Genomic DNA, 26,130 nt, shown 5'->3' with positions numbered 1-26,130 from the left:
TGTTAGCATATCAGCTCAATGTTACAGTTATACTACAACTATTTTAAAACTTCACGTTATTATGTAACAGTTTAGGTTAATGCTCGTTAAAAATGAGCTAAAAGTTTATTTTCATTGTAAATGGGAACTTTCCTTATAGAGAGATTAATTACTAGGGGTGGTTTAATGACTGAAAAAAAAGCAACACGCACAGAAATGAATGAAGAATTTATTGAAGACGCCTTCTTTGAAAAAGGGCATGTCTGGTTAAAGGTGAAGCAATTATTAGTTACAATTCTTGCATGGATTGGCTTACTTCTGCCGTTTGGGCTAGTTTTATTCCCAATCCTTTTTTTCAAAGATAAAGTGATTGTCTTTGATGCATTCCAAACAGCGATACGACTTTTCCAGTTGATGGATGAATTTTTATTAGCTGCTGCAATCTTTATAGTTATTTTCTTTTTAGTTTTAACTTATCGAAATAATAAACGTTTTAAAAATTTATTACAAAAAAAGAAAACCTATGATGAAGAAATATTGGATACTCGTAAAGAAATTTTAGAACGATACTTCACAGAAAACTTTGGTCCGAAAGCAAAACGTGAAGCGACCAAATTCATTTCTATTCCGGAAGAAAAAAACATGCAAACTTCCACTATCAGAGACTTATACGAAAAAAATGAGGTCCCTTTAAAATGAATTTAAGTGTGATTGATACTGGGATTCCAGCAATTAATATTTTCATAACTTTTTTATTCGTCATTTTACTAACGTACCCGATTTTAGGTGGATTTGCATGGTTCGTCGGTGCGTTTTGTTATACTTTTTTGTTCAAATACAAGCAGGAGAATTGGACGGATATCCCAACAACAGTCGAACCATTTATTACGATTATGGTTCCAGCTCATAATGAGGAAGTTGTTATTGAGGGTACGATTGAATACTTAATGAACAAAATCAATTATACAAATTACGAGATCCTAGTTACTGATGATGGTTCCACTGATTCTACGCCAGCTATTTTAGATCAATTAATGGAGAAATACGATAATCTTCGCGTTGTCCGGATTGAAAAAAACAAAGGAAAAGCGCACGCCTTCAATATTGGGACAGCTTTCGCGAAAGGTGAATTGATATTAAGTAATGACGCGGATACGGTTCCCGAGCCTGATGCGTTATGGAAATATGTTAATTACTTTATTCGCGAGGATGCGCATAATATCGCAGCAGTTACTTCTAATATGGACGTGCAAAACCGCTCCACTTTAGTTGGTAAATCACAAACTGTGGAGTTCTCTAGTATTGTCGGTATTATTAAGCGGACACAAACGAGTGTATTTGGCGTTATTTATGCTTATAGTGGCGCAAACACGATGTATCGTAAAGACGCTTTAATGGATGTTGGGATGTTCAGACAAGACCGCGCAACTGAAGATATTAGTATCGCTTGGGATCATCAATTCGACGGCTGGCTTTCTCTTTTTGCAACGGATATTATCTTTTTCATGGAAGTTCCAGAAACATTAAATATGCTTTACAAACAACGCAAACGCTGGGCAAAAGGTGGTACCGAAGTTTGGCTGACGAATTTCAAAAAGGTACTCCGGCACCCGTTTCAAAATATTGGCCGGACTTCCCTCTTCGTTGACCAAACATTGAGTATTTCTTGGACGTTCTTTTTCTGGATATCTAGTGCGATTTTCTTTGCCAGATTTATTTATTTGCTTTTCATTTGGGATACACAGCAAATTTTGTTCATGCTCACCGTCGCCTTTGTTTTCGTTTGCTTTGAAATGGTTGCTGGTATTTTACAACTCCTCGCCGCCCTGCTTATTGATGATAAAGGGAATAAATTAAAATATTTCTTATTCACACCGCTTTACTTATTATTTTATTGGATTATGAATGCTGTAACGATTTTGATGACCTTTATCCCTGCTGTTAAGACAATTTTAGGTTTCGGGACAGGCGTTTGGACTAGCCCAGAAAGACGTCAAAAATAAGCTTCCTCATCTGATTTTAATAGTCTCTTTGCAAACTTTCATCTAACCCTTATTTGTTTACAGATTAACTCTCATACTAAGATGTTATTCTATATACAAGGATAGGTGAGGATATTATGGAAAAACAATTAGAAGTTATTTTAGAAGATTTAGAAGTTAATAAAGCTGATAAAGACTGGGTAACCTATGATACATTATCAGAAGGTAAAACTTTAGAAAATCGTCGTTTATTGAAGCACTTCTTAATTCTTGAAAAAGGAACCCTACACCTAGAAAATCAAAATTCACAAATCTTACAATTTTTCACTAGTGGCGATATTGTCTTTTTATCTCCGTTCGATATGAATGTCGACATGCAACTAAAACTGGTATGTGATCAAACAGCAAAAATTGTCTTTGTCGACCGGGAATACTTTTTAAATTTTGCCGCTAATAAAGCATCTTACATGGAATGGCTATTAACATCCGTCCTTTCTAACTCAGCGGCTCTATGTTTTGAATTAATGAAACATGACTTGCCAGCTGACGAACGAATTGTTTACACTTTGCAACGACTATGTAAGAAAACAAAAACAGAAGAAGAAGCAACGAAAGATTATTACGAAGTACCAAATTTCTTAAATAAAACAAAAATGGCACAATATGGATCTATGTCTCGAAAAAATTTATATAATAAATTAGAAGTTTTAGAAGAAACCAAGCAAGTGAAACGTAAAAACGAAAAGGTATTTGTTAAGGCTGCTATATAATCCATTTTTCATAAAATAATAGAGGACTACTAATTCCCCCTTTAATTGGGAAGTTAGTAGTCTTTTTTAGTAGTGTTTTTAATTATCCAAATCATATATGCTATTAGAGGTGGTATGAATCATATACCATGTTAATTTTTACAAATAAAACAAACTTTTTACTAATGATATTCGTCTATTATATGGATAGTGAGAGGAGTACCCTGAAATGAATGAAGATATGCAAGATTATTTCGTACATTGTATTACGGAGAATAAAGCAGATTTCTATCGTTTAGCATTTAGCTACGTAAAGTCAGAAGCAGATGCACTCGATATTATACAAGATTCTATTCAGAAAGCACTTATCAGTTTACATACTGTTAAAAATAAAGATTCACTGAAAAGTTGGTTTTACAAAATCGTTGTGCGCACATCGATTGATTCTCTTCGAAAAAAGAAAAAAGTAATTGTCATGAATCAAGATAAACTTTTCCATCTGAATGGGCTAGTGGAGGATAAATATGAAAATATTGATTTAAAAATCCAATTAGAAAAATTGCCCATTAAATACAAAACTGTTATCATCTTACGGTATTTTGAAGACTTAAGCTTAGAAGAAATTTCTTACATCATCAATCGAAACCTAAGCACTACTAAGACACGACTCTATAAGGCTATCAAACTACTTCGACAAAATCTGAAAGAGGGAGAGTTGAATAAGCATGAATAAATTACGACTAGATTATAAAAATACAACAATTCCGGATGAATTAAATACGATTGTACAGCAGTCATTGCAAAAAAAGCCACAAAAAAATTTTTTTACTTTTAAACGGAGCATTTTAACAACTCTAGCTATTGTAATCGCTGTCTTTATTATTACTATCTCTACTAATTCAGCCATCGCACAAGCTATGATGCAAGTGCCCCTTGTGAAAAATATTGTCCAAGTTTTTGTAGGCACAGAACATACTGAAAAAACGGCAAAAACAGAAATCTCCTTAAAACTACCTAAAATACAAGGACTTGAAGAAAAGACATTGCAGAAAGATATAAATAAAGCTTATATCAATACCGGAGAAGAGCTCTTAAAAGAATACAAAACAGAAATAGAGCGTGGTAATGAATATATTGAGATTTCAAGCGACTTTGAAGAAATAAACAACACTAATCAACTTCTCACGATTCGACTTACAACAGAAAAAATCCGAGCTAGTAGCTACACAGAAAATAGTTATCTCAACTTAGATAAAAAAAACCAAAAAATATTGAAGCTAAATGATCTTTTCAAAGATGATAGTTATGTGAACTTAATTAAAAACAATATTCTATTACAAACACATCAACAAATGGAAACAAATCCAGAAAAAATTTATTGGGATATTAATGAATGGGAACCCTCCTTTTCTGCCCAAAATTTAGAAAAACATTTTTATATTAACACAAATAACAAATTAGTTATTACATTTAATAAATATGAAGTTGCACCTGGATCTATGGGAAATATCGAATTCAAAATCCCAACAAGTGTTATCAAAAATTGTCTCAAAAATAATACATTTATCAAATAAAGGAGAGAGAACATGCACAGAAAAAAATGGAACAAACAAAACTTCTTGTTACTTTTACTAATTTGCCTAATCCCACTTTGTTTCTTTAGTATCATTCTAGTAATAAAAAGCTTTACTTTTGCAGAAGATACAAGTGCTTCAACTGATTATCCAACAAAAGAACAACCGGCAAAACAATATGTCAATAAAGAACTGACAGATAAACTTAAGCCTAAAAAAATCGAGCAACCAGTAAAAATTGATGGAAAAACAGTTTTTTTAACTTTTGACGATGGGCCAACGACTTATTTAAATGAGTTTATTTCTGTACTAGACAAAGAAAAAGTTCCTGCAGCATTCTTTTTTGTAGGCAACTGCTTAAATCAAATGAATAAAGAAACTGCATCCAAACTGGTGAATTCTAAACACAGCATTGGTTTACATAGTTATACTCACAATGCTAAGCTCCTTTATCGGAACACGAATCCCACTTTTATTCCTGAAATGGAACGCTTAAAAACAGATATAAAAAATAAAACAGGCGTTACAACAAATCTTATTCGCGCGCCTTATGGTAGTACTTATTTAACAGATAGCGAATATCAAAATGTGAAGCAAAAAGGCTTTAAAATGCTTGATTGGAATGTTGATAGTAATGATTGGCGCTATCAAGATAATTCAAATAGTGTCATTCAGTCAGTGATGACACAAGTGAAAAACTTAGAACAAAGCAATGAGCCGTTAGTTATCTTATTCCATGAACGAAAAAACACCCTACAAGCATTACCAACAATCATCCAAAAATTGAAAGAAAAAGGGTATCGTTTTAGTGCTTACACCGAAAAAACTCCTTTTACAAAAATCTTCAAAGAATGATGATTTATAAAAAAACAGTGATTCTCTAAGTTTAGAGAATCACTGTTTTTTAATGGTCTTTTCGTAGCGAAACCGGTTTATCCAAAATTTCTTTAGTAATAATAGCTTCTTGTAAACGTCCGCGTAACCGGCGTGAGCGCTTATGACTAGTAGACATGCTATGGATAGGTTTTGCTTTTTTCTTGCGACTTGCTTCTCGCTCCACTTCTTTAAGCGAATGTTGCAGTGCTGCTTGTTGTTCCGCAAGTTCTTTGTTTTGTTTACTTTGCGTAAAAGTCCCTTGTGTTACATTTCTTTTGGTGGGCTTTCTAGTAGTTTGTGTATGGACGTGTTTTGGTTTAGAGGCCGCTTTTTTGGCTTTCTCTTTAGCTTCAGAACTTGATTTGCTAAACATACTGATAATAAAGCCCAGTATCCCCAGGACAACAATAATACTTTCCCAGCCGCCCTCTATAAAATTATTCCAATCCACTTACAACACCTTCTTTCTTGTAAAAAGATCAAGGTTTATTTTTCGTCTTCATGTGCAATCGATTCACGCATCGCTGTATCTGATTGGACATTTTCCATTTTGTAGAAATCCATTACGCCAAGATTTCCTGCTTCTAAAGCTTGTGATAAGGCACGTGGCACTTCTGCTTCCGCGGCTACTACGGCTGCTCTATTTTCTTGTTCTAAGGCAATCGCTTCTGCTTTACGTTTCGATGCGGCTGCTTGAGCAACTTCCATGTCTGCGTTCGCTTTTTCGATGTCTAATTTTGCTTTAATATTGTCTCCAATACGCATTTCAGCAATATCAATCGATAAAATAGTATAAGCAGTTCCGTCTCCCAGTCCTTGTTCTTGGACTTTTTTCGAGATACTGTTTGGATTTTCAAGTACATCCGTATGCTCTTTCGTTTCACCGACTGTAGATACTACGGCTTCCCCGACACGAGCGATAACTGTATCTTCCCCAGCACCCCCAACAATACGTTCGATGTTAGATTGCACGGTAATTTGTGTAATAACTTTCACTTCTACCCCGTTTTGCGCCACACCAGTAAATTCAGGTGTACGAATAACTTTTGGTGTTACAGAAGTTTGTACAGCTTCAAGCACGTCACGTCCAGCAAGATCAATTGCTGCAGCACGGCTAAAATCTAATTCAATATTTGCGCGGTGTGCAGCGATTAACGCATCAACTGTGTTATCCACATCCCCACCAGCTAAATAGTGACTTTCTAATTGGTTTACTTCTAAATCTAGTCCTGCTTTTACGGCTTTAATTAACGGTTTTACAACGCGAGATGGTACAACCCGGCGTAATCTCATTCCGATTAATGTTCCTAGTCCTACTGGTACACGTGCAGATAAAGCACTAATCCATAATCCCACTGGTACTAAAGTGAAAAATACGATTAAAAAGATGATAATAAGTACTGCGATAATAATTGGTCCAATCATTGTCATTTTTCCTCCTCTTGTATATCTTCATTCACGAGCACATATCCAAAGTCAATAGCTACTGCAACTATTGGTTTGCCCACTTCCAAATATCCTGTTTTCAGGCGAGCTTCATAGACTTCTCCATCTATTTTGACACTACCAATTGGTTTCAGTGTCGTTGCAGCTACACCTTTTTTTCCTACTACTTTATCTCGTAACGCTTTCATTCGTTCGATTTCTTTATCTTCTAAAACCCCCCGATGCACGAGTCCCCATGAATCTCCATATACAAAGTCATCTTCTGTAAAATTATGCTTCAATCCGGTCACCTTCTTTAGGAACTTTTTTAAATTTATACTTTCTCCTGTAATAACCATAACACGAATGAAACCTTATGTAAAAAGCTTTCGATGAGAAATATTTAAATTTTTTCATTTTTACATAAAAAAGGACCAAGTAATTATTTTTTATTCATTTAAATCCCAATTAATCGGGGTTCTTCCAGCTTTTTCTAGAAAATCATTCGTTTTTGAAAACGGTTTACTTCCGAAAAATCCACGACTTGCTGCGAGTGGTGATGGGTGAACGCCTTCGATTAATAAATGTTTTGGATTAGTGATTCCACTTGCGGCTTTAATAGCATGATTTCCCCATAAAATAAATACTAATGGCTTTTCATAGTTATTTAATTCTTCAAGTACATGTTCGGTAAAAGTCGCCCAGCCTAATTTTTTGTGACTCCCTGCTTTACCTTCTTCCACACTCCAGCTAGTGTTCATCAGCAGCACGCCTTGTTTGGCCCATTTAGCAAGATGTCCGTGGTCAGCTGGTTCGATATCTAGGTCGGTTTTTAATTCTTTGTAGATGTTTCTGAGGCTTGGTGGAATCCGCACTCCTTTTTGGACGGAGAAGCTAAGTCCGTGCGCTTGTCCTGGTCCGTGATATGGATCTTGGCCGAGAATAACGACTTTGACTTTATCGTATGGACATAAGCGGAAACAGGAAAACATGTCTTCTTCTGACGGATAAACGTTTCCTTTTGCCCTAGCATCCGCGACTTCCTTCATTAAATCAATAAAATATGGTTGGGTAGCTTCTTGCTTCAGAAATTCATCCCAAGTTTTTACCATTTCCTTTTCCTCCTAGTTAAAAATTTTATGTACTATAACAATTATACTTATTGTTCAAACCTGCTGTCAAAAGTCGTCATGATTTCTATTTGCGACTGACGTGGTATAATTTTGAAAAAGTGAACGAATGAGGTGGAAAAATGGGAGAACGAAAAGTTTCTTGGTTAGAGTTGTTTTTTGATTTAATATTTGTAACTGCTGTGGCTTCAACAACGCACCTATTATTAAGTATCGACAATCATCCGGATAAAACGGCGGTTTATTTTGGTGAATATTTGCTAATGGTGACTCCGATGTTTTGGGCTTGGGTTGGACAGACGATGTTTTTCAACCGCTTTGGAGAAAAAATCAAATGGCCTGAGCTTTATATGTTACCGCAAATGTTTTTCTTAATTTTGATGACAGCAAGTTTTGATTTAACTTTTTCGAATACGTATTATACTTTTTTGATTGGTTATTTGGGAATTCGGCTGATTACGGTGATTCAGTATTTTGTTATTAGTCGAAAGTTGTCGGGGGATGCGCGGAAAGTGGCATTAATGCTTGGGGGCGTGTTTTTGCTTGGTGTGATTACAACGGCGACTTCGATGTTTTTTGATGGCTTTTGGCGATATTTAGTTATGTATTTGGGAATTTCGGTTGATATTATTTTGCCGCTATTCTTATCGACTACACTGCGGAAAGTTCCGGTTGATTTCCCGCATTTGGCAGAGCGATTTGGGTTATTTGTGATTATTACGTTTGGTGAAAGTATTGTCGCGATTACGACGATTTTGGTGGGGCATACGCTGGATTGGTATACGATTTGTTATGCGGGGCTTGGGTTTTTGATTATTAGCACGCTTTGGGCTTCGTATTTTTATAGTTTTGAGAAGGTTGTCGATCATCATAAGGAGACGCACGGGCAGTTTTTGATTTATGGCCATTTCTTTATTATTGTTTCGGTTATGCTACTCGCGGCGAACTTGCATTTGTTGTTTGAAGGGCATTTGGCGAAGGATGTGCTGCTTCTGATGTTGTTTGGGTCCGTGGCGGTGTTTTTTATTTCGAAGCAGCTTGTGTTTGCGGTGCATAAGAAGGCGGATGTGCGGTTTTATGTTTGGAAGGATGTTTGTTTGCTTGGACTTTTGGTTGGGTTGTTTTTGGTGAATTTGATTGGGGATTTGCCGGTGTTTGTTGGTTTGGGGAGTGTTTTGGTTTGTGGGGTTGTGGATTTTTGGGTGTGGGTTGGGGTTAAGGGAAAATAAAATAGGCTGAAAACCTCTAAATAATATACAATTATTTGGAGGTTTTTCTCTTTAATGAAACGAAAAATACATTCGAAATTCAACTCATTATCTAAACATGTAAAAATTACTATTACAATATTATTTATACTATTTTTTGTGTATACTGTTTTTATTTTCGTAAAAGATGGTTGGCAAGGAACACTCAATGACCTTCCCAAAAAAATAATAACCGGCACTATAAGTTTTATTGGAATATACGAAGCGGGAGTTTTGTTTTTTTCGCGTAATTTCAATGTCATAAAGCCATCTGCTACACCAACTGTTGTATTTGTTGATAGATCAAGCGAACTAAAACACTTAATTGATTTAATTTTAAAAAAACATAATATAAATATTATTGGACAAAGTGGTATAGGAAAAACACATCTAGCTAAACAATTAACTGCTATATTGAACCTAGAAGAAACACTAGAAGATAGATATAAAGATTTGACTCCAACCACAGATGTTTTGGCTTTTTACATACACAATGAAAATAATCTATCATTAGAAGAGATTGTTATAAGAGAAGTCAATAACTCAACTAATAAGGAGATTCTTACAATTAACAATGTATTAAAACTATTTGATGAAATTGGAACAAAACATATTATTCTTACTTTCGACGGTATCAAAAAAGATGCTGAACAAAGAGCCGAAATAGAATTATTATTAAAAAAATTACAGATGGATAAAATACAATTTATTATTATCTCAGAAGAAGTTTTAAATGCGCCTCAAGTAATAGCAACTAGTTTTGATATAGGGGAAAATCGATTTACCACTGTAGAAATCGGAGAAATGGTTGGAAAAATTTATGCAGATAAGATAGATACGGATATTGAAGCTATCTATCATAATAGTTCAGGATTACCAGTTTTAATTGATTTATTTGTGCGTAATTCCCATCCAGAAGGTAATTATCATTTTTCTAGTATCCTAGAATCGTTGTGGAAATCTGAATCACAATACAACTTGTTTCGTGAAATAATTGTTCGTTGTATCTATGATAACTCCGCGGAAATAGAAGATATTTCATTTGCAAAAATAGATATAGATGCATTGAACGATAAATATTTTATTAGTTATAAATTTGAAAATAATCAAGTAAAGATTCATAAATTAGTTGAACAAGGTTTTCATTATGTATTCGATAAGCGAGATAAAGACATTTATCAAAAATTACATGCTAAAACTTTTACGAAATATAGAAATACAGATGCAAAACGTGCATTAACACATTTGTTATGTGCTAATACTGAAAAAATTAATGAAGAAAGTGAATTCATTATAGCTACTTATGAGTCTCTCTTTGTAAGTGATTCGTATGATATATTGCTCAATTGTTTTCAATCTTTTAACAATAGGTGCAACAAGTCTGGCATTGATAAAAAAATAACCACATATATTACTTATGGTAATTTATATAGTTTAATGGGGATTGGGAGTTATAAGGATGCGGATAATTTCTTTGGAAAATTGACCGTTGATTATGCACCACTTCAAGTAAATCAGGCAGCGAATGAAATGGATTACCGGTTTCTATTTAAAAAAACAGATCTTTCTCATTTAGTTAATCATTTTGAAACAGCGCTTGAAGATCTTGAACTGCTGATAATCAGCCTTAAAAGCAGTAATATACCACAAAAAACCAAAGATAAATATGACTTAGAGTATCAATTATTAAGAGCGCATATTTATGGACATATGGGTGAAAATCTATACAATGTAGTAAAGATTTATTCAAATCTATTAGCGCAGGTGAGTAAATTTTATAAGCAAGAGCCTTCTGACTACTCTACAATTTATATTAAATCTCTTTATGGTTTAATTTGTTCACATATGGCGTTACATTCAGACACAAACGAGTTTTCTTATGAAGCACACTTTGAAATGATTAAGGAAGCGATTAGTAAAGATCCTTCTGAATTAGAGCACTTGCACTATCGTGTGAATCGCCACTATTCCATGTTTTTAAGACAGAAAAAGGACTTTATTAAGAGTGAGAAAGTCTTGAAAGATTCGATTTATTATTTTGAACAACACAACCATAGAATTATTTATGACTTTTACTTTTCGCTAGCGGACTTATACAGAGAGCAAGAGAAGTTTGATGATGCGATTGAAAACTATAAAATGGCAGAGCAATATGCAGAAAATATTTCAGATACTAATTTATATATCTATTGTCGATTAGGAACCATTTTAGCTATGGTTCAAAATAAAAAAAATAAAGAACAATATAGTGCTGAATTAATAAATCTTTTAAAACAAGCAAAAGAAGCTAAAATGTATATCCACGTGTTGCATATTCAACTGATATTATATGCTTTAACAAATCAACAAGAAACTAATGGATTATTGGTTAATGAACTTTCTAGTAGAGGGTTAAATTTCGAAAAATATTTGATAGAAAAAGATTGGTCTATTCGAAACTTAAATAACTTGCATTTAATTGTTAGGTAAGAAAAAATCGCTAAATCAATATTTTAGAATTGTGATTTAGCGATTTTTTAAATTATTAAAAGCAATAATGAACTGTTTTATTTTGAACTAGTTCCTGGAGAACAGAATTTATTTCTTTATCTGTTGTTGAGTTTTGTTTCACCTTCAATAAGCTCAGCACGTTAGCAACCTGAGACAGTTCGGCTATGCTATAGCCGTACCGAGTAATTTCTTGCGTTCCAATCCTAATTCCACTATTACGATATATTTTTTTATCTCGCTTATTCAATGTAACTGAGTGAAAGGTGGCGTTATTATAAAATGTATCAAGTTCGTCACTCTCAATATGAAAGTGAATTTGATGTGTTTCAGAAAAGCGGTTTCCTTTCTTTAAAATTTCAAAGTGTGGCTCTAACATACTTGTAAGGAGTGCCGTATTTTTAACCATTTGCTTCATATAATCTTCACCATATGTTTGGAACTCAATTAACGTGTATATTAGACTTAAAATTTGATGCATTTGAATGTTTCTTATGTAATCAGGATTTATTTTTTTATCAAGCTCATGAGCAAAAGAGAGATTTTTAGCCATTATTAATCCGCAACTTGGTCCAGGGATGGTTTTATGGGTTGCGCCTAATAAAATTATTTTATTTTCTGTAGGCATACTTAATAAGGGGTTTTGTTTGGGGTTAAAAGCAATTAGTCCTAGAGTCTGAGTAGCGTCGTAAATCAAAATAGTGTCTCGCAACTCAAGCTGTTGAATTTCTGGTGGATATTGTATATCAGAGAGACCAATGATAATCCCTGCAATCTGTTCTGACTTTATTATAAGATTAATTTTTTGGTAATCAAAATCAAATTCATCATAGTTATAAGGTAGTTCTTCATATATAAGACCCAAACGTTTACAAATAATTGGAATTGATCCATGCCCCCCCACATCACTAGAACTTATTAAAACCTTATCTCCAGCTTTAAATGCACTCATTAGTAAAGTTGTTAAAGCATTCATTCCAGTCAAGGTTCGACCATCAGTATATTCAGCTCCATAAAGTTCTTTTCCAAGTTTTGAAAGCAACTCATAATACTCAAATAGTAGCGAGCTTTCCATAAAGTTATGCTCTATCTGTAAATCTAGAGTGCCGCCCATGATATATTTCTCTTGTATAGAAGAAGATAACGGTAATTTTGAAAAGTCAGACATCACATTTTCTGCCGCACACAATGGTAATGTATTTCTGTTGTAATTCTCATATTTTCGGTTTAGTTGCTCTAAAATCTCTAAATTATCCATAAAAACCTCCAAATAATTGTATATTATTTTTAGTTTTATTATATCATAGACTTACACAAAAAATCAGTTTCATTAAGGAGCAAAAATCACATTATGGAAAAATATATTAAACGATTCATTGCAAAAAAAGAACTACAAAACCTTTCTAATAAATCTATTTACGCTTATGATATTGACTTAAAAAAACTAAATGAGTATTACAATTTTCATGTTTATACGATTACTGAATGCCTAGAAAATTACATACATTACCTCGTCCAGACTAGTGCATATAAATCTAGCAGCAAAAAAAGGAAGCTCACTACATTAAAAATGTTTTGGGCTTTCTTAGTTGATTATGAAAAAATAAATCTACCCCCATTTCCAAATGTTCAAATTCGGAAAGAACGAAGAGTTCCAAAAACATTAAGTAATTCAGAATTGAAGCAATTAGTTGAAACTGTGCAAGTTTACTCACCAACTACTTTGAAGAAGCAAAGAGATCATATTAGAGATAAAGCAATGATTGAAATAATGATAAATTTAGGTTTGCGTATTAGTGAGGTAAGTAATATGGATGTTTATGATTATAACGATGGGTATATTTTGATTCATGGGAAGAACAATAAAGAAAGAGTCCTATTTCTAACAAGCCCTACTTCAAAAAATATTATAGAAAGTTATTTAAAGATAAGAAAAGAATATCTTCCACTTGCAAAAGAGAAAGCATTTTTCCTTAATAAATATGGAAACAGAATATCCATTTATGGTATATCCAACATTTTTAAGAAATTTAAATACTTATCGCAAATAAATACACTGTCCACACCTCATTACCTTAGACATAGTTTTGCTACACAACTACTCAATAATGGAGCTAATCTTAGAGACATACAGGAGTTGCTTGGGCATGCGAATATTTCTACAACTGAAATTTATACAAGCGTTTCATCTACGCGTAAAAGTGAAGTGCTCACGCTTTATGGGTTTAGAGGGAATATTTGACGCTTGGGAACAGCGTAAGTTGGGTGATGAAAGTGATGTACGAGATGGTACACATGATTCTCCTCAATACTTTGATACAGGGTACCCACTAGTTACCTCGAAAAATCTAAAGAATCATGGTTTGGATTTGAAAGATGTTTCATTAATAGCTGAAGCTGATTATAATGCAATCAATCACCGTTCTAAAGTAGATGAAGGAGATATATTGTTTGGAATGATTGGTACAATTGGAAATCCAGTTTTAGTAAGACAAACTAATTTTGCAATTAAAAATGTTGCTTTGATTAAGGAACATAAAAGAATTCTAAACCAATTTTTAATTCAGTTGCTGAAATCACCAGTTTTTGAAAGGTATATCAAAAGTGAGAATGCTGGAGGGACACAGAAATTTTTGGCTTTAAGCAAAATACGTTCATTTGAATTCAAGGTTCCCAATCTGGAAGAACAACAAAAAATAGGCACCTTTTTCAAACAATTAGACAACACTATCGCTCTTCATCAACGTAAGTTAGACACTCTGAAGCTGATGAAAAAAGGCTTTTTACAGCAGATGTTTCCGGAGAAAGGAGAAAAAGTACCTAAGCTGAGGTTTGCTGATTTTGAAGAGGAATGGGAACAGCGTAAGTTAGGGGAATATGGTGAATTTTATTATGGAAAGAGCGCTCCCAAATGGTCTGTTACTGAAGACGCTGTTATTCCCTGTGTTAGATATGGAGAGTTATATACAAAATTTGGCGCAAAAATTGATAGAATATATTCTTATACAAATATTCCGAAAGAAAATTTGAAATTTAGTACAGGTTACGAAGTTTTAGTACCACGTGTGGGAGAAAATCCATTAGAGTTTGCAAAGTGTAGTTGGCTTAAAATTCCAAATGTAGCAATTGGGGAAATGATTTCTGTATATAACACTAAACAAAATCCACTATTTATAGCTATTTATTTCCGTGCTAAAATGCGCATTGAGTTTGCTAAAAGAGTTGAAGGTGGAAATGTATCAAACCTATATTATTCGTATCTTGAAAATATTTTATTGTCAATCCCTTCTATAGGAGAACAAGTTAGAATAGCAAAAATTTTTTCGAAACTTGATGATATTATTAATCTTCAACAAAATAAAATAGATAAATTCAAAAATCTCAAGAAATCCTATCTACAAAATATGTTCATATAAATTAAGAAATCCCTACCTAGTATATTTTAACTAAGTAGGGATTTTTAATCACATTAACATCGACAAATGCCGTATAATCTTATCATTATCTTGATTTTCTAATTCCTGAATAATATGAAGATACGTTTCCTGAGTTGTCGTCATGCTAGAATGCCCTAATCTATTCGCAACACTGGCGATTGAAACACCCGCAAATAAAAGTAAAGAAGCATGAGTATGTCGCAAACTGTGAACCGTAATAATTGGTATATTGGCGCGATTACATAATACGTTCAAGCGATTATTAATAGTGGAATTAAATACCCTACTTTTAACAAAAATCGGTTTATCTTGTTCTTTCAATTTAATTAACTGTGAGAATTGCATAGCTAGTTGCCAGTCAATTTGAATTTTTCTGTTAGAAGATTCATTTTTTGTTGGTTGAAAAGAACCGTCCGTTTTTTTGTAATTCCAAGTCTTATTGATAATTATTTTCTGTTTAGAAAAATCAAAGTCTGAAGGAGTCAAAGCTAGTGCTTCTGAAAAGCGAAGTCCTGTTTTAATAACTAATAATATAAACCAATCCCAATTAATTTCTTCTGTTAAATTTAATTCTTTCAATAATGCCTGCACTTCAAATTGGTTTAAAAATTTTGCTTTTTTAGATCTAGGGGCTTTTCCTTTAATCACAATTTTTCTTGTGGGATTTTGAGAAATAATACCTTCATCAACCGCATCTAGAATAGCCCCTTTAAGTTGGTGATGGAAATCCATAGTTGTTTGCTTCTCATGGGTAAGCGCATAATCATTCAGTAGTTTTTGATAACTATAACGGTCAAGCTCCTTTAATTTTAAATCAGGCACAAGTTCTTGCAGTTTTTGTTCTGTTACATAGTATTTTTGCAAGGTAATTGAACGGATAGCACCCACTTTATAAAGTTTCACCCATTCCTTGTAATACTCATGAAACTTTTGATCTTTTCTTCTTTTTGTTTTCATAAAAACCTCCATAGATAATAAATAGATGAATTGTTCATCTTTATTTATTATCTATGGAGGTGGTATAACTGTAAATACAAAGTCATATAAACATATTTTGTAGATACGCTTTTTTGAATCTATTAAGTATATTTAGTTTGGTTTGATGAAAATCAATCTTGCTATCTACTTGTTTAATGAATAAACCTATTTTTTCCTGTTCCTCTTGACTAGGAGTAAGGATAGGCATTTCAAAAAATGTTTCAGTGTGAATACGTTTTGCTATTCGTGAGCCATTTGCTATATTTCCTTGATATTCATAAAATTGTCTTAAAGAAATATATTCAAAAAAGAAATGTGGGTTGATTTCATTTTGAAAATCAAATGCAGGGGAGTCTATTGTTGACTCGTATCCATCTAGTTCTGTAGGAATAATACCAAAAGCTTGGTTTATAAAATCTAGCTTTCCATACATAAATTGACCTGCTTTTCTTACATAGTACTTTGTAGCCGAACTCCCACTATAAATTTCTTCTTTTGCAATAATGCCTTTTCTCCAAAGCTTTACTGTTAATTTTTTAGCTATTAATCCATTGGAACCTTTTGTTTTACTTTCAGTTAGAAAATCTCTTATCTTACGCTGTTCCCATTCCTCTTCAAAATCAGCAAACCTCAGCTTAGGTACTTTTTCTCCTTTCTCCGGAAACATCTGCTGTAAAAAGCCTTTTTTCATCAGCTTCAGAGTGTCTAACTTACGTTGATGAAGAGCGATAGTGTTGTCTAATTGTTTGAAAAAGGTGCCTATTTTTTGTTGTTCTTCTAGTTTAGGAGTGTGCAAATCAAAATTCGCATATTCTTGAGCATTGATTCCTGGTTGGCCTGATCTTTGAGAAGTAATTTGAATAAAATTATTATATCTATTTGTTAATGTGTTCTGAAAAATAAATTTCACATCATATTTTTGTTTAACTTTAGCTCTTATTAAAAAACCTGCATAATAAACTTTTCCATCTATTTCCTCATAACAATAAGATTTCCCGACACTAGCACCTGTTCTAGCAAAAAGAATATCTCCTTCTTTTAGTAAATAGTTATCAGAATTAATCAATACTATATCCGGAGAAGTTAAGTTATTTTGATTAAACAAGTGAGAATTTTCGTTTATATCAGTAATCCTAATATATTTATTTTCTCCATCGTATTCCTTGGAACTAGCATTAAGTCCATACTCAAAAGAAGTTGCTACATCACCCAACTTACGCTGTTCCCAAGCGTCAGAAAAACCATTAAATCGAATCACCGGTGCGGTTTTCCGTTCATCTTTCATCGAAATACCGCCTTTGTAGCTTCGATTATATCCTTGGTATCCGGAGTTATAGCTAACTCATCCAATGATGATAGAAAACCGCTCTCAGCCTTTTTAATTTCAGAGTTCAGTTCTACCATTTCTTTACTTAACTCCATGATATCAATAGGCTCTTCTTCTTCAAAAGTATCAACATAACGAGGAATATTTAAATTATAATCATTTTCTTTGATTTCATCTAAAGTTGCAATATGGGAATATTTCTCAATTTCTTTGCGATTGACAAATGTATCAACAACCTTCTCAACATCCTCAGGACGCAAGTGTTTTTGATTTTTCATTTTCTCAAAACCTTTACTGGCATCGACAAAAAGAATATCTGACTCAACACGGTTTTTTCTTAAAATTAAGACAGAGACAGGAATAGATGTATTTAAAAATAGTTTATCCGGAAATCCAATAACTGCTTCAATTTGGTGTTTATCAATTAAAGCTTTACGAATACGACCTTCAGCAGCTCCACGGAACAATACGCCATGCGGCAAAATAATCGCCATGCGTCCATTATCTTCTAAGTGATACAAACAATGTAACAAGAAAGCATAATCCGCTTTTGTCTTAGGGGCAACACCGTATTCACGCCAACGTTGATCATCTTCACGGTCCTTATTATTCCAATGTGCCGAATAGGGTGGATTTGCCATTACAGCATCAAACATTCGCGGAGTATCTTTTCCGTCTACAACGCCATCTGGCCAGTCACTTTCAAGCGTATCCGCATGGTTAATGTAGATATCATTATACTCAATACCATGCATCATCAAATTCATTCTCGACAAACGGTAAGGAGTTGCGTCTTTTTCTTGACCAAAATACTTAATCATTCCACGTTTATGCGAATTTTTCATATAACTTGCGGTTGTAAGTAAAAGCGAACCAGAACCAACAGTTGGATCATAGATAGAAAAGTTTTCTTTATCTTCTCGACCAAACGTTAAAATTCGAGCCATTACATCCGAAATTTCTTTGGGCGTATAGTATTGTCCCATGTCAGAGGCTAATACAACGGCAAATTGTGCAACCAAATATTCATAAATATCCGAAACTGTGTCATCACCAGATAAATCAAATTCTGGGGAAGATAGTAATTCAATCATGGAAATCATTACGCTCGCACGTGCTTGAGCAGTTGCCCCTAAATCAGCACTATCAAAACGCATTCCATCAAAAATACCTTCAAAATCAACTTTCGCTTCAAAGGCGATTTGTTGGTTGAAATGGCCAAATGTATCGGTCATCATCCCAATATTAAAGCGATCTTCATCGATTGCTTTTTTCCAATCCATGAAAAAGTCATTTGGCTGGATTGCATAGCCAAGGTTCTTTTTCATATAATCTAATGCCTTAGCAGAATCTTGAGAATAAATGTTTTTCCACGACTCACCACGTAACACATCTTCTAACCAATTGGTCGCTTTTTCAGATAAATATTTATAAAACAAAATTCCGAATATGTAGTCTTTGTATGCTGTTAATCCAATTTGTCCTCGTGTTTGATTGAGCATTTCCCACATTTTAGTCTGTTGTTCATTTGATAGTCCCATTATGTTATTTCCTTCTCTCTCTTATGTTTTAAATTATAGTTTACGATACTTACAATGAATTAAAAAACGCCATTAAATCTTCTTCAAAATTTAATGCTTCAAAGAAACCCTTGTTTTCTTCTTTCTCGATCTCATGTATGATATCTGCAAGTTTCTGATTATCAATGAGCGTATGTCCTGGCAGGAATAAATCAAATGCTTTCATAACCCGATTCCCATTAACATTTTGATTGGCTGCCCAGCGACGAATCTTTAGCTCCCGACGTTCCGTACGGTACTTCTTACGTGTTTCAAGAAGCGATTCAGTTGTAAAATGTTGGGTGATTTCACCTGATTCGATATCATCCACAATTTCATGAATTTCCTTACGATTTTCGTCATCCATAGGTGTAATGTGTTTTTCAATGGCTTCTTTATTTTTTTCTATTTTTTCATCCATAAACGTATTCAAAAGTTCAACTAGCATGTCGTAGTCGATAATTTCATGATGATAAAATTCAATACCTATTTTGATTGCAGTCAGGTCCGGACGTTCGTCAAGAGGTAATTTTTCTCTGGCGTCATTTAGGCGAGCCTGTAAAGCACCAAATTCCTCAATGCTTGAAATATCAAGGCTAACCAACTTTCCAGTGGGCTCACCATTTTCGTCTAATTCCTCAATTTCGCTACCAAGCTCGTACCCCTGTTGAACTAAACGTTGAATCGCATTCTGGGTTGATAATGCAAGCGCTACGAATTCTTTTATATCACTTTGCCCACGAGGAACTTGACTAAAATCATCGCCAGCAAGTTCTTTTAGTCTTAAAACAGCTTCTTCTAAATCAGCAATTTGATGACTTTGTGGTTTTGCTAAAATGTCATCATTTTCTAAATCTTTAGGACGCAAATTTTCTGTTTCGCCCTCTGCTTCTTGAAGGGTATCATTTCCGCCTCTCGTATATATACGCAGTGCATTTTCAACAAATCCTTGCATCTCATCCCCTTGCCGGTAAAAACGGACTTTCCCGTGTGGTTTACTGTTAAGGTCGCATGTCCGATTTGTCCGAGAAATTGCTTGGATGAGCATACCTTCTTTTAGCATTTTATCCATATAAATCATATTAATGAACTTAGAGTCGAAACCAGTTAATAATTGGTCCGAAACAATCACTAAATCCAGCCTATCTTCATCATCACCTTGATTGTATGGTTTCCTGCGAGACAATCGCTTAGTTATATCCAGCATATATGCACGCGCGGGGTCTTTTGCATCCAAAATGCTCGGAACATCGAATTTTTCGGTATAGTCATTAATCGCATTTTTAAGCGCTTCGTTTAACTCTTTTGTGCCGTGTTCATTAGACTCATCTCGAGAAAATGTCATTGCAATATTTAAATGTGGTGCTTTCTCTTTAAGAATATTGTAATAATGCACCACAGCTTGTTTACCAGATACCGCTAACATCGCTTGGAAAACATTTTCTTTACGCCTCCCAGCAATTAAGGCTCCGCTAGATGTTTTCTTCCAATTATCAAGGATATCTTGTACCACTTCTTGACGATAGACATCGCTCTGATAAACCTCTTTTTCATAATCTTTTTCTGAAAATCCGCCTTCTGGATGTTCAATAACCCAGTGCGGTTTGAAATAAGTTACATCAAAACCTAAAACATTCCCATCACCAATAGCATCTTTAATTGTATAAGTATGTAGGCGCTTACCAAAAATATCATGCGTTGAGATATCACGAGTCGTTTTGACATCATTTATCTCGTCACTATAGAAGTTCGGCGTCCCTGAAAATCCGAACCAAGTTGTTTTCTTGAAAGCTTTTTTTATTAACTGTACCGAATCTCCACTTGCACTTCGATGTGCTTCATCCATAATAATGACGTTCCAATCATCATTTTCTAATCCACGTTTAACAGCTTTCGTTAAGCCTTGAACAGAAATCAGCAAAATTTGTGAAGCACCTTTATGTTTCAATTCTCGTTTTAATTCTCGGCCATTAACTTTCTTAATACGTTTTTCAAAATGTTTATAAGCGAAATCTTTAAAATTTTCAAGAGTTTGATCAATCAAGTCAACACGGTCTACGATAAATAGTACATTTCTAATTCTAGGGGCAGAAGCTAATAACTGAGCCACTTTAAAAGAGGTAACAGTCTTTCCTGAACCTGTTGTATGCCAAATGTATCCACCTTCTTTTTGAATAAGACCGCTCGCTTCCATTTCTTTCATACGTTGTAAAATTTCTCGTGTTGCTTGAATTTGATAGCTACGCATAACCATCAAATTATCATTTGAAGCATCTGGAATCATATTGACCGTAACTAAACGATGTAGTGCTGGAATGCCCATTACTTGACGGGCAAATTCAAATGCATCTGTAATATCTTTATTATTCTCATCACGCCAACCAAATACAAAAGTTTTATTGTAATGTTCGAACGCATTCGGTCGAGCAAAATAATGCGCTGAGTGTTGGCTCATGATAAATTGCACTTGCACAAAAGTAAATAATCCCTCGTATAATCCGTCCCCATGATAGCCTTTGAGTTGTTCAAACGCACGCCATTGATTTTGTAAATGCTCATCTTTTTCTTCAATATGGGCAACAGGAATGCCGTTGATAAGTAAAGCAATATCAATAATTCGTTTTGAGGTCAATCCTTTAGGCAAATCATCGAACTTTACTTGATTGACGATTTCATAGCGCGAACGTCCACCTGCTACGTCATCTGAATAAAAGATTTCCACCTCTAGGCTAGAACCATCATCACGAGTAACAGGGATTGACCCTACCCCACCTGCTCCTACCAATAATAATTGTGCATCATAAGGTGTTCGGATACGTTGTAATTCTTGAAGAACCAATCCGAATTCAATATCAGTTAGTGGTATTCCATTTAGCTTATGTGCATTAGTTTCATTTAAAATATCCCGCCAATGTTGTTCAAGCTTTTTAATACTAACGTTGGAAAAATCTTTTCGATAAGTCCAACCTTCTGCTTCAAGCTTTTTGATTAAAGCTTCTTCAAATTTTGCTTCCCCCAAATAAATACATCCTTTCGCTATTTTTATACGAAGCTTCTCTATAATTCACCCATCACCGTTTTCCTTAGAGATTCATTCACTTACGCTGAGATACATTTCAAGTGAATGAATTCACATTTATAATTATATCACGGAAGAATGAGTGGCGAAAGTCAGTTTTTATTTATTTTGGAATAATTAGAAAAGTAAGATTGGAGAAAATAGCGATAGTCTAGTGTTTTTCCCCACTTTTCGAGATGTTATATTACAAAAAAAGAAGCAAGCCCTCGCTCACCTCTCCTCCTCACTATCCCTATGCCTCGTATAATCCGTAAAAATAAACAACCCCATCAAAAAGCTTATCAAACAAACAATCGGACGGAAATAAAAGCCGGAAAAACTTGGGGTGAAAATCAGTCCGAAAATTAGTCCGAATAACCATAATACCAGCGCCATAAAAATGAAAAAATCGTTTCGATAGGCGCAGATGATTAGGATTCCGGCTACTATCATTGCGAACGACATTAAGTAGCCGGATGAAGATGCTAGGTTGTCTGGTATCATGAATAGATTGATTTTCTTGCTCTCGGGGCTTAGTATTTCAGCCAGTCCTCCGACGAAGCCTGCTTGGATGGACATAATTCCACAAAAAATCCGCATTTTACACCACTCTTTTAATAAAATACATGTTAGCTTATTTATTATGGCACAAAATATCTGGGTTCGCTATGTGACAAAAGTAACTAAAACTTGCTTAAACACGCCAGAAACTTGTGTAATTTGCTTTATCTTGAATGTTAAACTCAATAATTTTTTCTAGCAAACTAAAATCGACTGGTTTAGCCCAAGTGATGCGGAATAGGCCTTTTGTATGGCTGTATCCTGCTTGTTTTAGGTCTTCTTCAAAGCGCTCAATTCCAGCTACTTCTGGAGAAATGCTCATATGCTGTTTTGCAACAGAAATGCCGATAATGAATGTGCCATTATTTGAAAACATTGGTGTATTCCATTTGATTTCCGGCTTTAAGTTTGGAAAAGTTTCAGCAATCCATGTTAAAACTTCTTTTGTGCGCTCGCGGTGTTCAGGGTTATCGATACCAGCCAAATATTCTGCAAAAACTTCCATATTCTTTTCCTCCTATAAAAATGTCTTATTCTCACTATTTTTTTGTTTCTAGCTGTGCAATTCAACTAAGTTATTCTACAATTATACTTTTCTTTCTCAGCTATTGTCAAAAGTAAACAAATGTATATTTCAGTTCTAATTTGGCGTGATATAATTTTGAAAAAAATATTTGAGGTGAAATAATGAAACACAAAAAAGTTACTTGGTTAGAATTATTTTTTGACTTAGTTTTTGTAACCGCGGTGTCTTCTACAACACATTTATTATTAAGTGTTGATTGTCACCCGGATAAAACAGCTATTTATTTTGTGGAATATCTTTTAATGGTTATTCCGATGTTTTGGTGTTGGGTTGGTCAGACTATGTTTGTAAACCGGTTTGGTGGAGAAAAGAAAAATTTAGAACTCTATATGATTCCACAAATGTTTTTTGCTATTTTACTAACAGCTAGCTTTCATTCAGCATTTTCTGATGCTTATCACACCTTTTTAATTGGCTATTTAGGAATTCGCTTTATTATTATCATTCAATATTTTACTATGAGCAGAAGTTTAGTAAATGCGCCGCGAAAAGTAGCTTTGTTGCTCGGAAATATTTTTCTGTTAGGTTCTTTGACAACAGGAGTTTCGTTCTTTTTTGATGGAACATTACGCTACTTCTTTGTATATTTGGGCATCGTGGTGGATATGGTTATTCCCCCATTTTATATAAATACTTTACGTAAAGTTCCTGTTGACTTTTACCATTTAGCGGAACGTTTTGGTTTATTTGTCATCATCACCTTTGGAGAAAGTTTTTTTGCTATTACCTCTATTTTATTTGGGCATACTCTTGATCCTTACACGGTTATGTATGCTTTCTTTGGCTTTATCATTATTTGGACATTTTGGGCCTCCTATTTCCGTTGCCATGATAAACTTATTGACTTTGATAAACCGACACATGGGCAATGCTTTATTTATGGGCATTTCTTAATTATTATTTCGATTATGTTGCTTGCGGCGAATTTGCATCTACTGTTTGATAATATTTTGCAAAGAGAAATTCTATTATTGATGCTTTTTGGGGCTGTTGGAACCTTTTTCATTTCCAAGCAGCTTGTTTTTGCAGCACATAAAAAAGCCGGAGTGACATTTTATTTATGGAAAAATGCATCTTTATTGCTACTTTTAATCGGACTCTTTTTTATTAATATATTGGTTGAGCTTCCATTATTTATTAGCTTTTTTTGTATTTGGATTTGTGCGGTACTTGATCTTAGTCTCCAAAACCATACTTTCCGGTTGGCAAATATATAAAAAACAAGTCCTTCGTTTGGACTTGTTTTTATTTGACTCAATATAATCGTGCATTTTTAAGTTTTTCTTGTTTTGATTTGTATGCTTGTTGAATGCTTTCTTTGTTTGAAACTTCGGAAACTCCCACGTTCCACCAGTTAAGATAGCCTTCTGACATTGTTTTCGGTAGCACTTTCATTTCTATTAAAGTAGTTTTTGTTTGTGTTTTTGCATCTTTAAGTGCGGCAATTAAATCCGGTTTTGTGTTGGCGCGGTATACTTTTGCACCGTAGCCTTCTGCAATTTTAGCGTAATCGACTTGCATGATTTGGTTATTGCTATCGCGGAATTCACAGAAAAAACTATCGCTACCATTTGCCATTTGGAGGTTGTTAATGCAACCGAACCCAGAATTGTCGAATAGCATGATGTTGATTTTTTCGCCATATTGTAAAGAAGTCAATAGTTCGGAGTGGGACATGCAAAAGCTGCCATCACCGACAATAGCATATACTTCTTGCTTGTCTGCTGCGGCCATTTTTGCACCCAGCGCTCCATTTATTTCGTAACCCATACAGGAATAGCCGTATTCTAGATGGTAAGTGTTTGGCACGGCTGGATTCCAGAGTCGTTGTAAGTCGCCTGGTAGTGAACCTGCTGAACAAACGACGATGCTATTAGCTGCCACTGTGTCATTGATTGTAATAAGTGCTTCAGTTTGTGTAAATTCAGTCTTTAAGTTGTCTGCATATTCATTTAAGGTGGCTTGATTAAATTGATTTTTGATTTCTGGACTAAAATTATCTCTGGTAAATTGAGTATCACTGAGTCTCTTTCTTTCAACGAGCCATTCGTTTTTATAAGTGGTAATCGTGTCGCCAAATTCGGTTTTGTAGCCTACTAAAAGTGGTGTTAGTTTTTGTAAAGTAGCTTTGGCATCCCCAACAACCTGGAAAGCATCTAGTTTGTATGTTTGCATTCGGCTGACATTGATATTTAGGAATTTGGTTGCCGGATCAAATGCCGTTTTAGAGCTAGTTGTGAAATCGGTGTAGCGAGTACCAACGCCAATGACTAGATCAGCATCATGGATTGCTTTATTAGCGGCAAGCGTTCCTAAGATTCCGGTGCCACCTAGATTATTTGGAAATCCGAATTCAACAGTTGATTTCCCGGCATGCGTTTCGACGAGGGGAATGTTGCATTGCTCAGATAGCGTAGTTAGTTCTGTTCGTGCTCCGGAATAACGTGCGCCACCTCCGACGATGATGACTGGTTTCTTGCTTTTTGCAATGATTCTAGCCGCTTCTGTCAGTTCTCGCTCTGTTGGTATTTGCCGGTTTAAATAATGCACTCTTTTTTGGAAAAAAGCCGCTGGATAATCGAACGCTTCTCCTTCTGTATCTTGTGCGATGCAAATTGTTGCAGGACCTGCGCTTGCTGGGTTCGTCATTACTTCAAAAGCGCGTATCAAGGCACTCATGAGCTGTTCTGGTCGTTGCACCCGGTCAAAGTATCTGGAGACTGCTTGGAATCCATCGTTTGTTGTTATCGCTAAGCTCGACTCATGTTCTAGCTGTTGCAGTACTGGGTCGGGCTGTCTAGTTGCAAATGTGTCAGCTGGTAAGAATAATACCGGTAAATTGTTTGCAAGTGCGGTTCCAGCAGCTGTAATTAAGTTAGCGGAACCAGGTCCGGCTGACGTGGAACACGCGAAGATTCGTTGCCGATTATTTTGTTTTGCATAGGCGATTGCCGCGTGCGCCATACCTTGCTCATTTTTTCCTTGATACACTTTTAAATGACCTGGATTTTCTTCCAAGGCTTGCCCAATTCCAACTACATTCCCATGTCCAAATAACGTGAAAATCCCATCCACAAATGGTGCTGATTCCCCGTCCACCTCAATAAACTGCTGATTTAAAAATTTCACCAAAGCTTGTGCGGTAGTTAGTCGAATTGTTTTTTCAGTCACGCTA

23 protein-coding genes are annotated in these 26,130 nt (G+C 34.7%); 11 read left to right on the top strand and 12 right to left on the bottom strand.

Annotated features, from left to right (window positions below):
- Window positions 1-165: 165 nt before the first annotated feature.
- The 6 genes from JL53_RS02380 (at window position 166) to JL53_RS02355 (ending at window position 5,139) form a co-directional block, all read left to right on the top strand.
- Window positions 166-678: a hypothetical protein gene (locus tag JL53_RS02380; protein ID WP_038406649.1), complete on the top strand. Its 513-nt coding sequence runs from the start codon at window positions 166-168 to the stop codon at window positions 676-678.
- The gene (locus JL53_RS02375) at window positions 675-1,982 is read left to right on the top strand and encodes a glycosyltransferase family 2 protein (RefSeq protein ID WP_038406648.1); all 1,308 of its coding nucleotides are present in this window, start codon (window positions 675-677) and stop codon (window positions 1,980-1,982) included. Before JL53_RS02380 ends, JL53_RS02375 begins: the two co-directional genes overlap by 4 nt.
- 116 nt (window positions 1,983-2,098) lie before the next feature.
- Window positions 2,099-2,731, top strand: coding sequence for a cyclic nucleotide-binding domain-containing protein (locus tag JL53_RS02370; RefSeq protein ID WP_038406647.1), 633 nt, complete (start codon window positions 2,099-2,101; stop codon window positions 2,729-2,731).
- Window positions 2,732-2,939: 208 nt separating this feature from the next.
- A complete protein-coding gene (locus JL53_RS02365; RefSeq protein WP_038406646.1) occupies window positions 2,940-3,443 on the top strand; it encodes an RNA polymerase sigma factor SigV in 504 nt (167 codons plus the stop codon).
- A complete protein-coding gene (gene rsiV / locus JL53_RS02360) occupies window positions 3,436-4,284 on the top strand; it encodes an anti-sigma-V factor RsiV (protein WP_038406645.1) in 849 nt (282 codons plus the stop codon). Before JL53_RS02365 ends, rsiV begins: the two co-directional genes overlap by 8 nt.
- 12 nt (window positions 4,285-4,296) lie before the next feature.
- Complete coding sequence (locus JL53_RS02355; protein ID WP_003718489.1) at window positions 4,297-5,139, top strand: polysaccharide deacetylase family protein; 843 nt, start codon at window positions 4,297-4,299, stop codon at window positions 5,137-5,139.
- A 49-nt stretch (window positions 5,140-5,188) separates the two neighbouring features.
- Here JL53_RS02355 and JL53_RS02350 read toward each other — a convergent pair whose 3' ends face one another.
- The 4 genes from JL53_RS02350 to JL53_RS02335 form a co-directional block, all read right to left on the bottom strand.
- The gene (locus JL53_RS02350) at window positions 5,189-5,611 is read right to left on the bottom strand and encodes a hypothetical protein (protein ID WP_038406644.1); all 423 of its coding nucleotides are present in this window, start codon (window positions 5,609-5,611) and stop codon (window positions 5,189-5,191) included.
- A 35-nt stretch (window positions 5,612-5,646) separates the two neighbouring features.
- Complete coding sequence (gene floA, locus JL53_RS02345) at window positions 5,647-6,591, bottom strand: flotillin-like protein FloA (protein WP_003718487.1); 945 nt, start codon at window positions 6,589-6,591, stop codon at window positions 5,647-5,649.
- Window positions 6,588-6,887: an NfeD family protein gene (locus JL53_RS02340; protein ID WP_003718486.1), complete on the bottom strand. Its 300-nt coding sequence runs from the start codon at window positions 6,885-6,887 to the stop codon at window positions 6,588-6,590. The genes floA and JL53_RS02340 overlap by 4 nt, the downstream gene beginning before the upstream one ends.
- A 147-nt stretch (window positions 6,888-7,034) precedes the next feature.
- The gene (locus JL53_RS02335; RefSeq protein WP_003718485.1) at window positions 7,035-7,697 is read right to left on the bottom strand and encodes a uracil-DNA glycosylase; all 663 of its coding nucleotides are present in this window, start codon (window positions 7,695-7,697) and stop codon (window positions 7,035-7,037) included.
- A 140-nt stretch (window positions 7,698-7,837) separates the two neighbouring features.
- Between JL53_RS02335 and JL53_RS02330 the strand changes: the two genes are divergently transcribed.
- Both JL53_RS02330 and JL53_RS02325 read left to right on the top strand, forming a co-directional pair.
- On the top strand, window positions 7,838-8,944 hold the full coding sequence (locus JL53_RS02330; RefSeq protein WP_038406643.1) for a low temperature requirement protein A: 1,107 nt from the start codon (window positions 7,838-7,840) through the stop codon (window positions 8,942-8,944).
- 54 nt (window positions 8,945-8,998) lie between these two features.
- The gene (locus tag JL53_RS02325) at window positions 8,999-11,431 is read left to right on the top strand and encodes a tetratricopeptide repeat protein (protein WP_038406642.1); all 2,433 of its coding nucleotides are present in this window, start codon (window positions 8,999-9,001) and stop codon (window positions 11,429-11,431) included.
- A 55-nt stretch (window positions 11,432-11,486) separates the two neighbouring features.
- Here JL53_RS02325 and JL53_RS02320 read toward each other — a convergent pair whose 3' ends face one another.
- Window positions 11,487-12,707 carry a PLP-dependent aminotransferase family protein gene (locus JL53_RS02320; RefSeq protein ID WP_038408121.1) on the bottom strand — a complete coding sequence of 407 codons (1,221 nt, stop codon included), beginning with the start codon at window positions 12,705-12,707 and terminating at the stop codon, window positions 11,487-11,489.
- Between the two features lie 93 nt (window positions 12,708-12,800).
- On the opposite strand from JL53_RS02320, the gene JL53_RS02315 reads away from it, so the two are divergent.
- Window positions 12,801-13,691 carry a tyrosine-type recombinase/integrase gene (locus JL53_RS02315; RefSeq protein ID WP_038406641.1) on the top strand — a complete coding sequence of 297 codons (891 nt, stop codon included), beginning with the start codon at window positions 12,801-12,803 and terminating at the stop codon, window positions 13,689-13,691.
- A complete protein-coding gene (locus JL53_RS02310; protein ID WP_038406640.1) occupies window positions 13,669-14,865 on the top strand; it encodes a restriction endonuclease subunit S in 1,197 nt (398 codons plus the stop codon). The genes JL53_RS02315 and JL53_RS02310 overlap by 23 nt, the downstream gene beginning before the upstream one ends.
- Before the next feature lie 48 nt (window positions 14,866-14,913).
- On the opposite strand, the gene JL53_RS02305 is transcribed toward JL53_RS02310, so the two are convergent.
- The 6 genes from JL53_RS02305 to JL53_RS02280 all read right to left on the bottom strand — a co-directional run bounded on the left by JL53_RS02305 (window position 14,914) and on the right by JL53_RS02280 (window position 22,874).
- Window positions 14,914-15,843, bottom strand: a complete 930-nt coding sequence (locus JL53_RS02305; RefSeq protein WP_038406639.1) for a site-specific integrase — start codon at window positions 15,841-15,843, stop codon at window positions 14,914-14,916.
- An 82-nt stretch (window positions 15,844-15,925) separates the two neighbouring features.
- A complete protein-coding gene (locus JL53_RS02300) occupies window positions 15,926-17,149 on the bottom strand; it encodes a restriction endonuclease subunit S (protein WP_038406638.1) in 1,224 nt (407 codons plus the stop codon).
- Window positions 17,146-18,732 (bottom strand): type I restriction-modification system subunit M, encoded by a 1,587-nt coding sequence (locus tag JL53_RS02295; protein WP_038406637.1) that lies wholly within the window; start codon window positions 18,730-18,732, stop codon window positions 17,146-17,148. The genes JL53_RS02300 and JL53_RS02295 overlap by 4 nt, the downstream gene beginning before the upstream one ends.
- Before the next feature lie 49 nt (window positions 18,733-18,781).
- Window positions 18,782-21,769 carry a type I restriction endonuclease subunit R gene (locus tag JL53_RS02290; RefSeq protein ID WP_038406636.1) on the bottom strand — a complete coding sequence of 996 codons (2,988 nt, stop codon included), beginning with the start codon at window positions 21,767-21,769 and terminating at the stop codon, window positions 18,782-18,784.
- Between the two features lie 270 nt (window positions 21,770-22,039).
- Window positions 22,040-22,408 carry a hypothetical protein gene (locus tag JL53_RS02285; RefSeq protein WP_038406635.1) on the bottom strand — a complete coding sequence of 123 codons (369 nt, stop codon included), beginning with the start codon at window positions 22,406-22,408 and terminating at the stop codon, window positions 22,040-22,042.
- Window positions 22,409-22,502: 94 nt separating this feature from the next.
- Window positions 22,503-22,874, bottom strand: a complete 372-nt coding sequence (locus tag JL53_RS02280; protein WP_003718481.1) for an iron chaperone — start codon at window positions 22,872-22,874, stop codon at window positions 22,503-22,505.
- A 182-nt stretch (window positions 22,875-23,056) separates the two neighbouring features.
- Between JL53_RS02280 and JL53_RS02275 the strand changes: the two genes are divergently transcribed.
- Window positions 23,057-24,172: a low temperature requirement protein A gene (locus JL53_RS02275; RefSeq protein WP_003718480.1), complete on the top strand. Its 1,116-nt coding sequence runs from the start codon at window positions 23,057-23,059 to the stop codon at window positions 24,170-24,172.
- Between the two features lie 37 nt (window positions 24,173-24,209).
- Here JL53_RS02275 and iolD read toward each other — a convergent pair whose 3' ends face one another.
- Window positions 24,210-26,126, bottom strand: a complete 1,917-nt coding sequence (gene iolD, locus JL53_RS02270) for a 3D-(3,5/4)-trihydroxycyclohexane-1,2-dione acylhydrolase (decyclizing) (RefSeq protein ID WP_038406634.1) — start codon at window positions 26,124-26,126, stop codon at window positions 24,210-24,212.
- Window positions 26,127-26,130 lie beyond the last annotated feature (4 nt).

This window comes from Listeria ivanovii subsp. londoniensis, from assembly GCF_000763495.1.
Taxonomy (GTDB): domain Bacteria; phylum Bacillota; class Bacilli; order Lactobacillales; family Listeriaceae; genus Listeria; species Listeria londoniensis.
The sequence above is the reverse complement of the archived record's forward strand: the minus strand, read 5'-3'. Positions and strand labels throughout refer to the sequence as shown.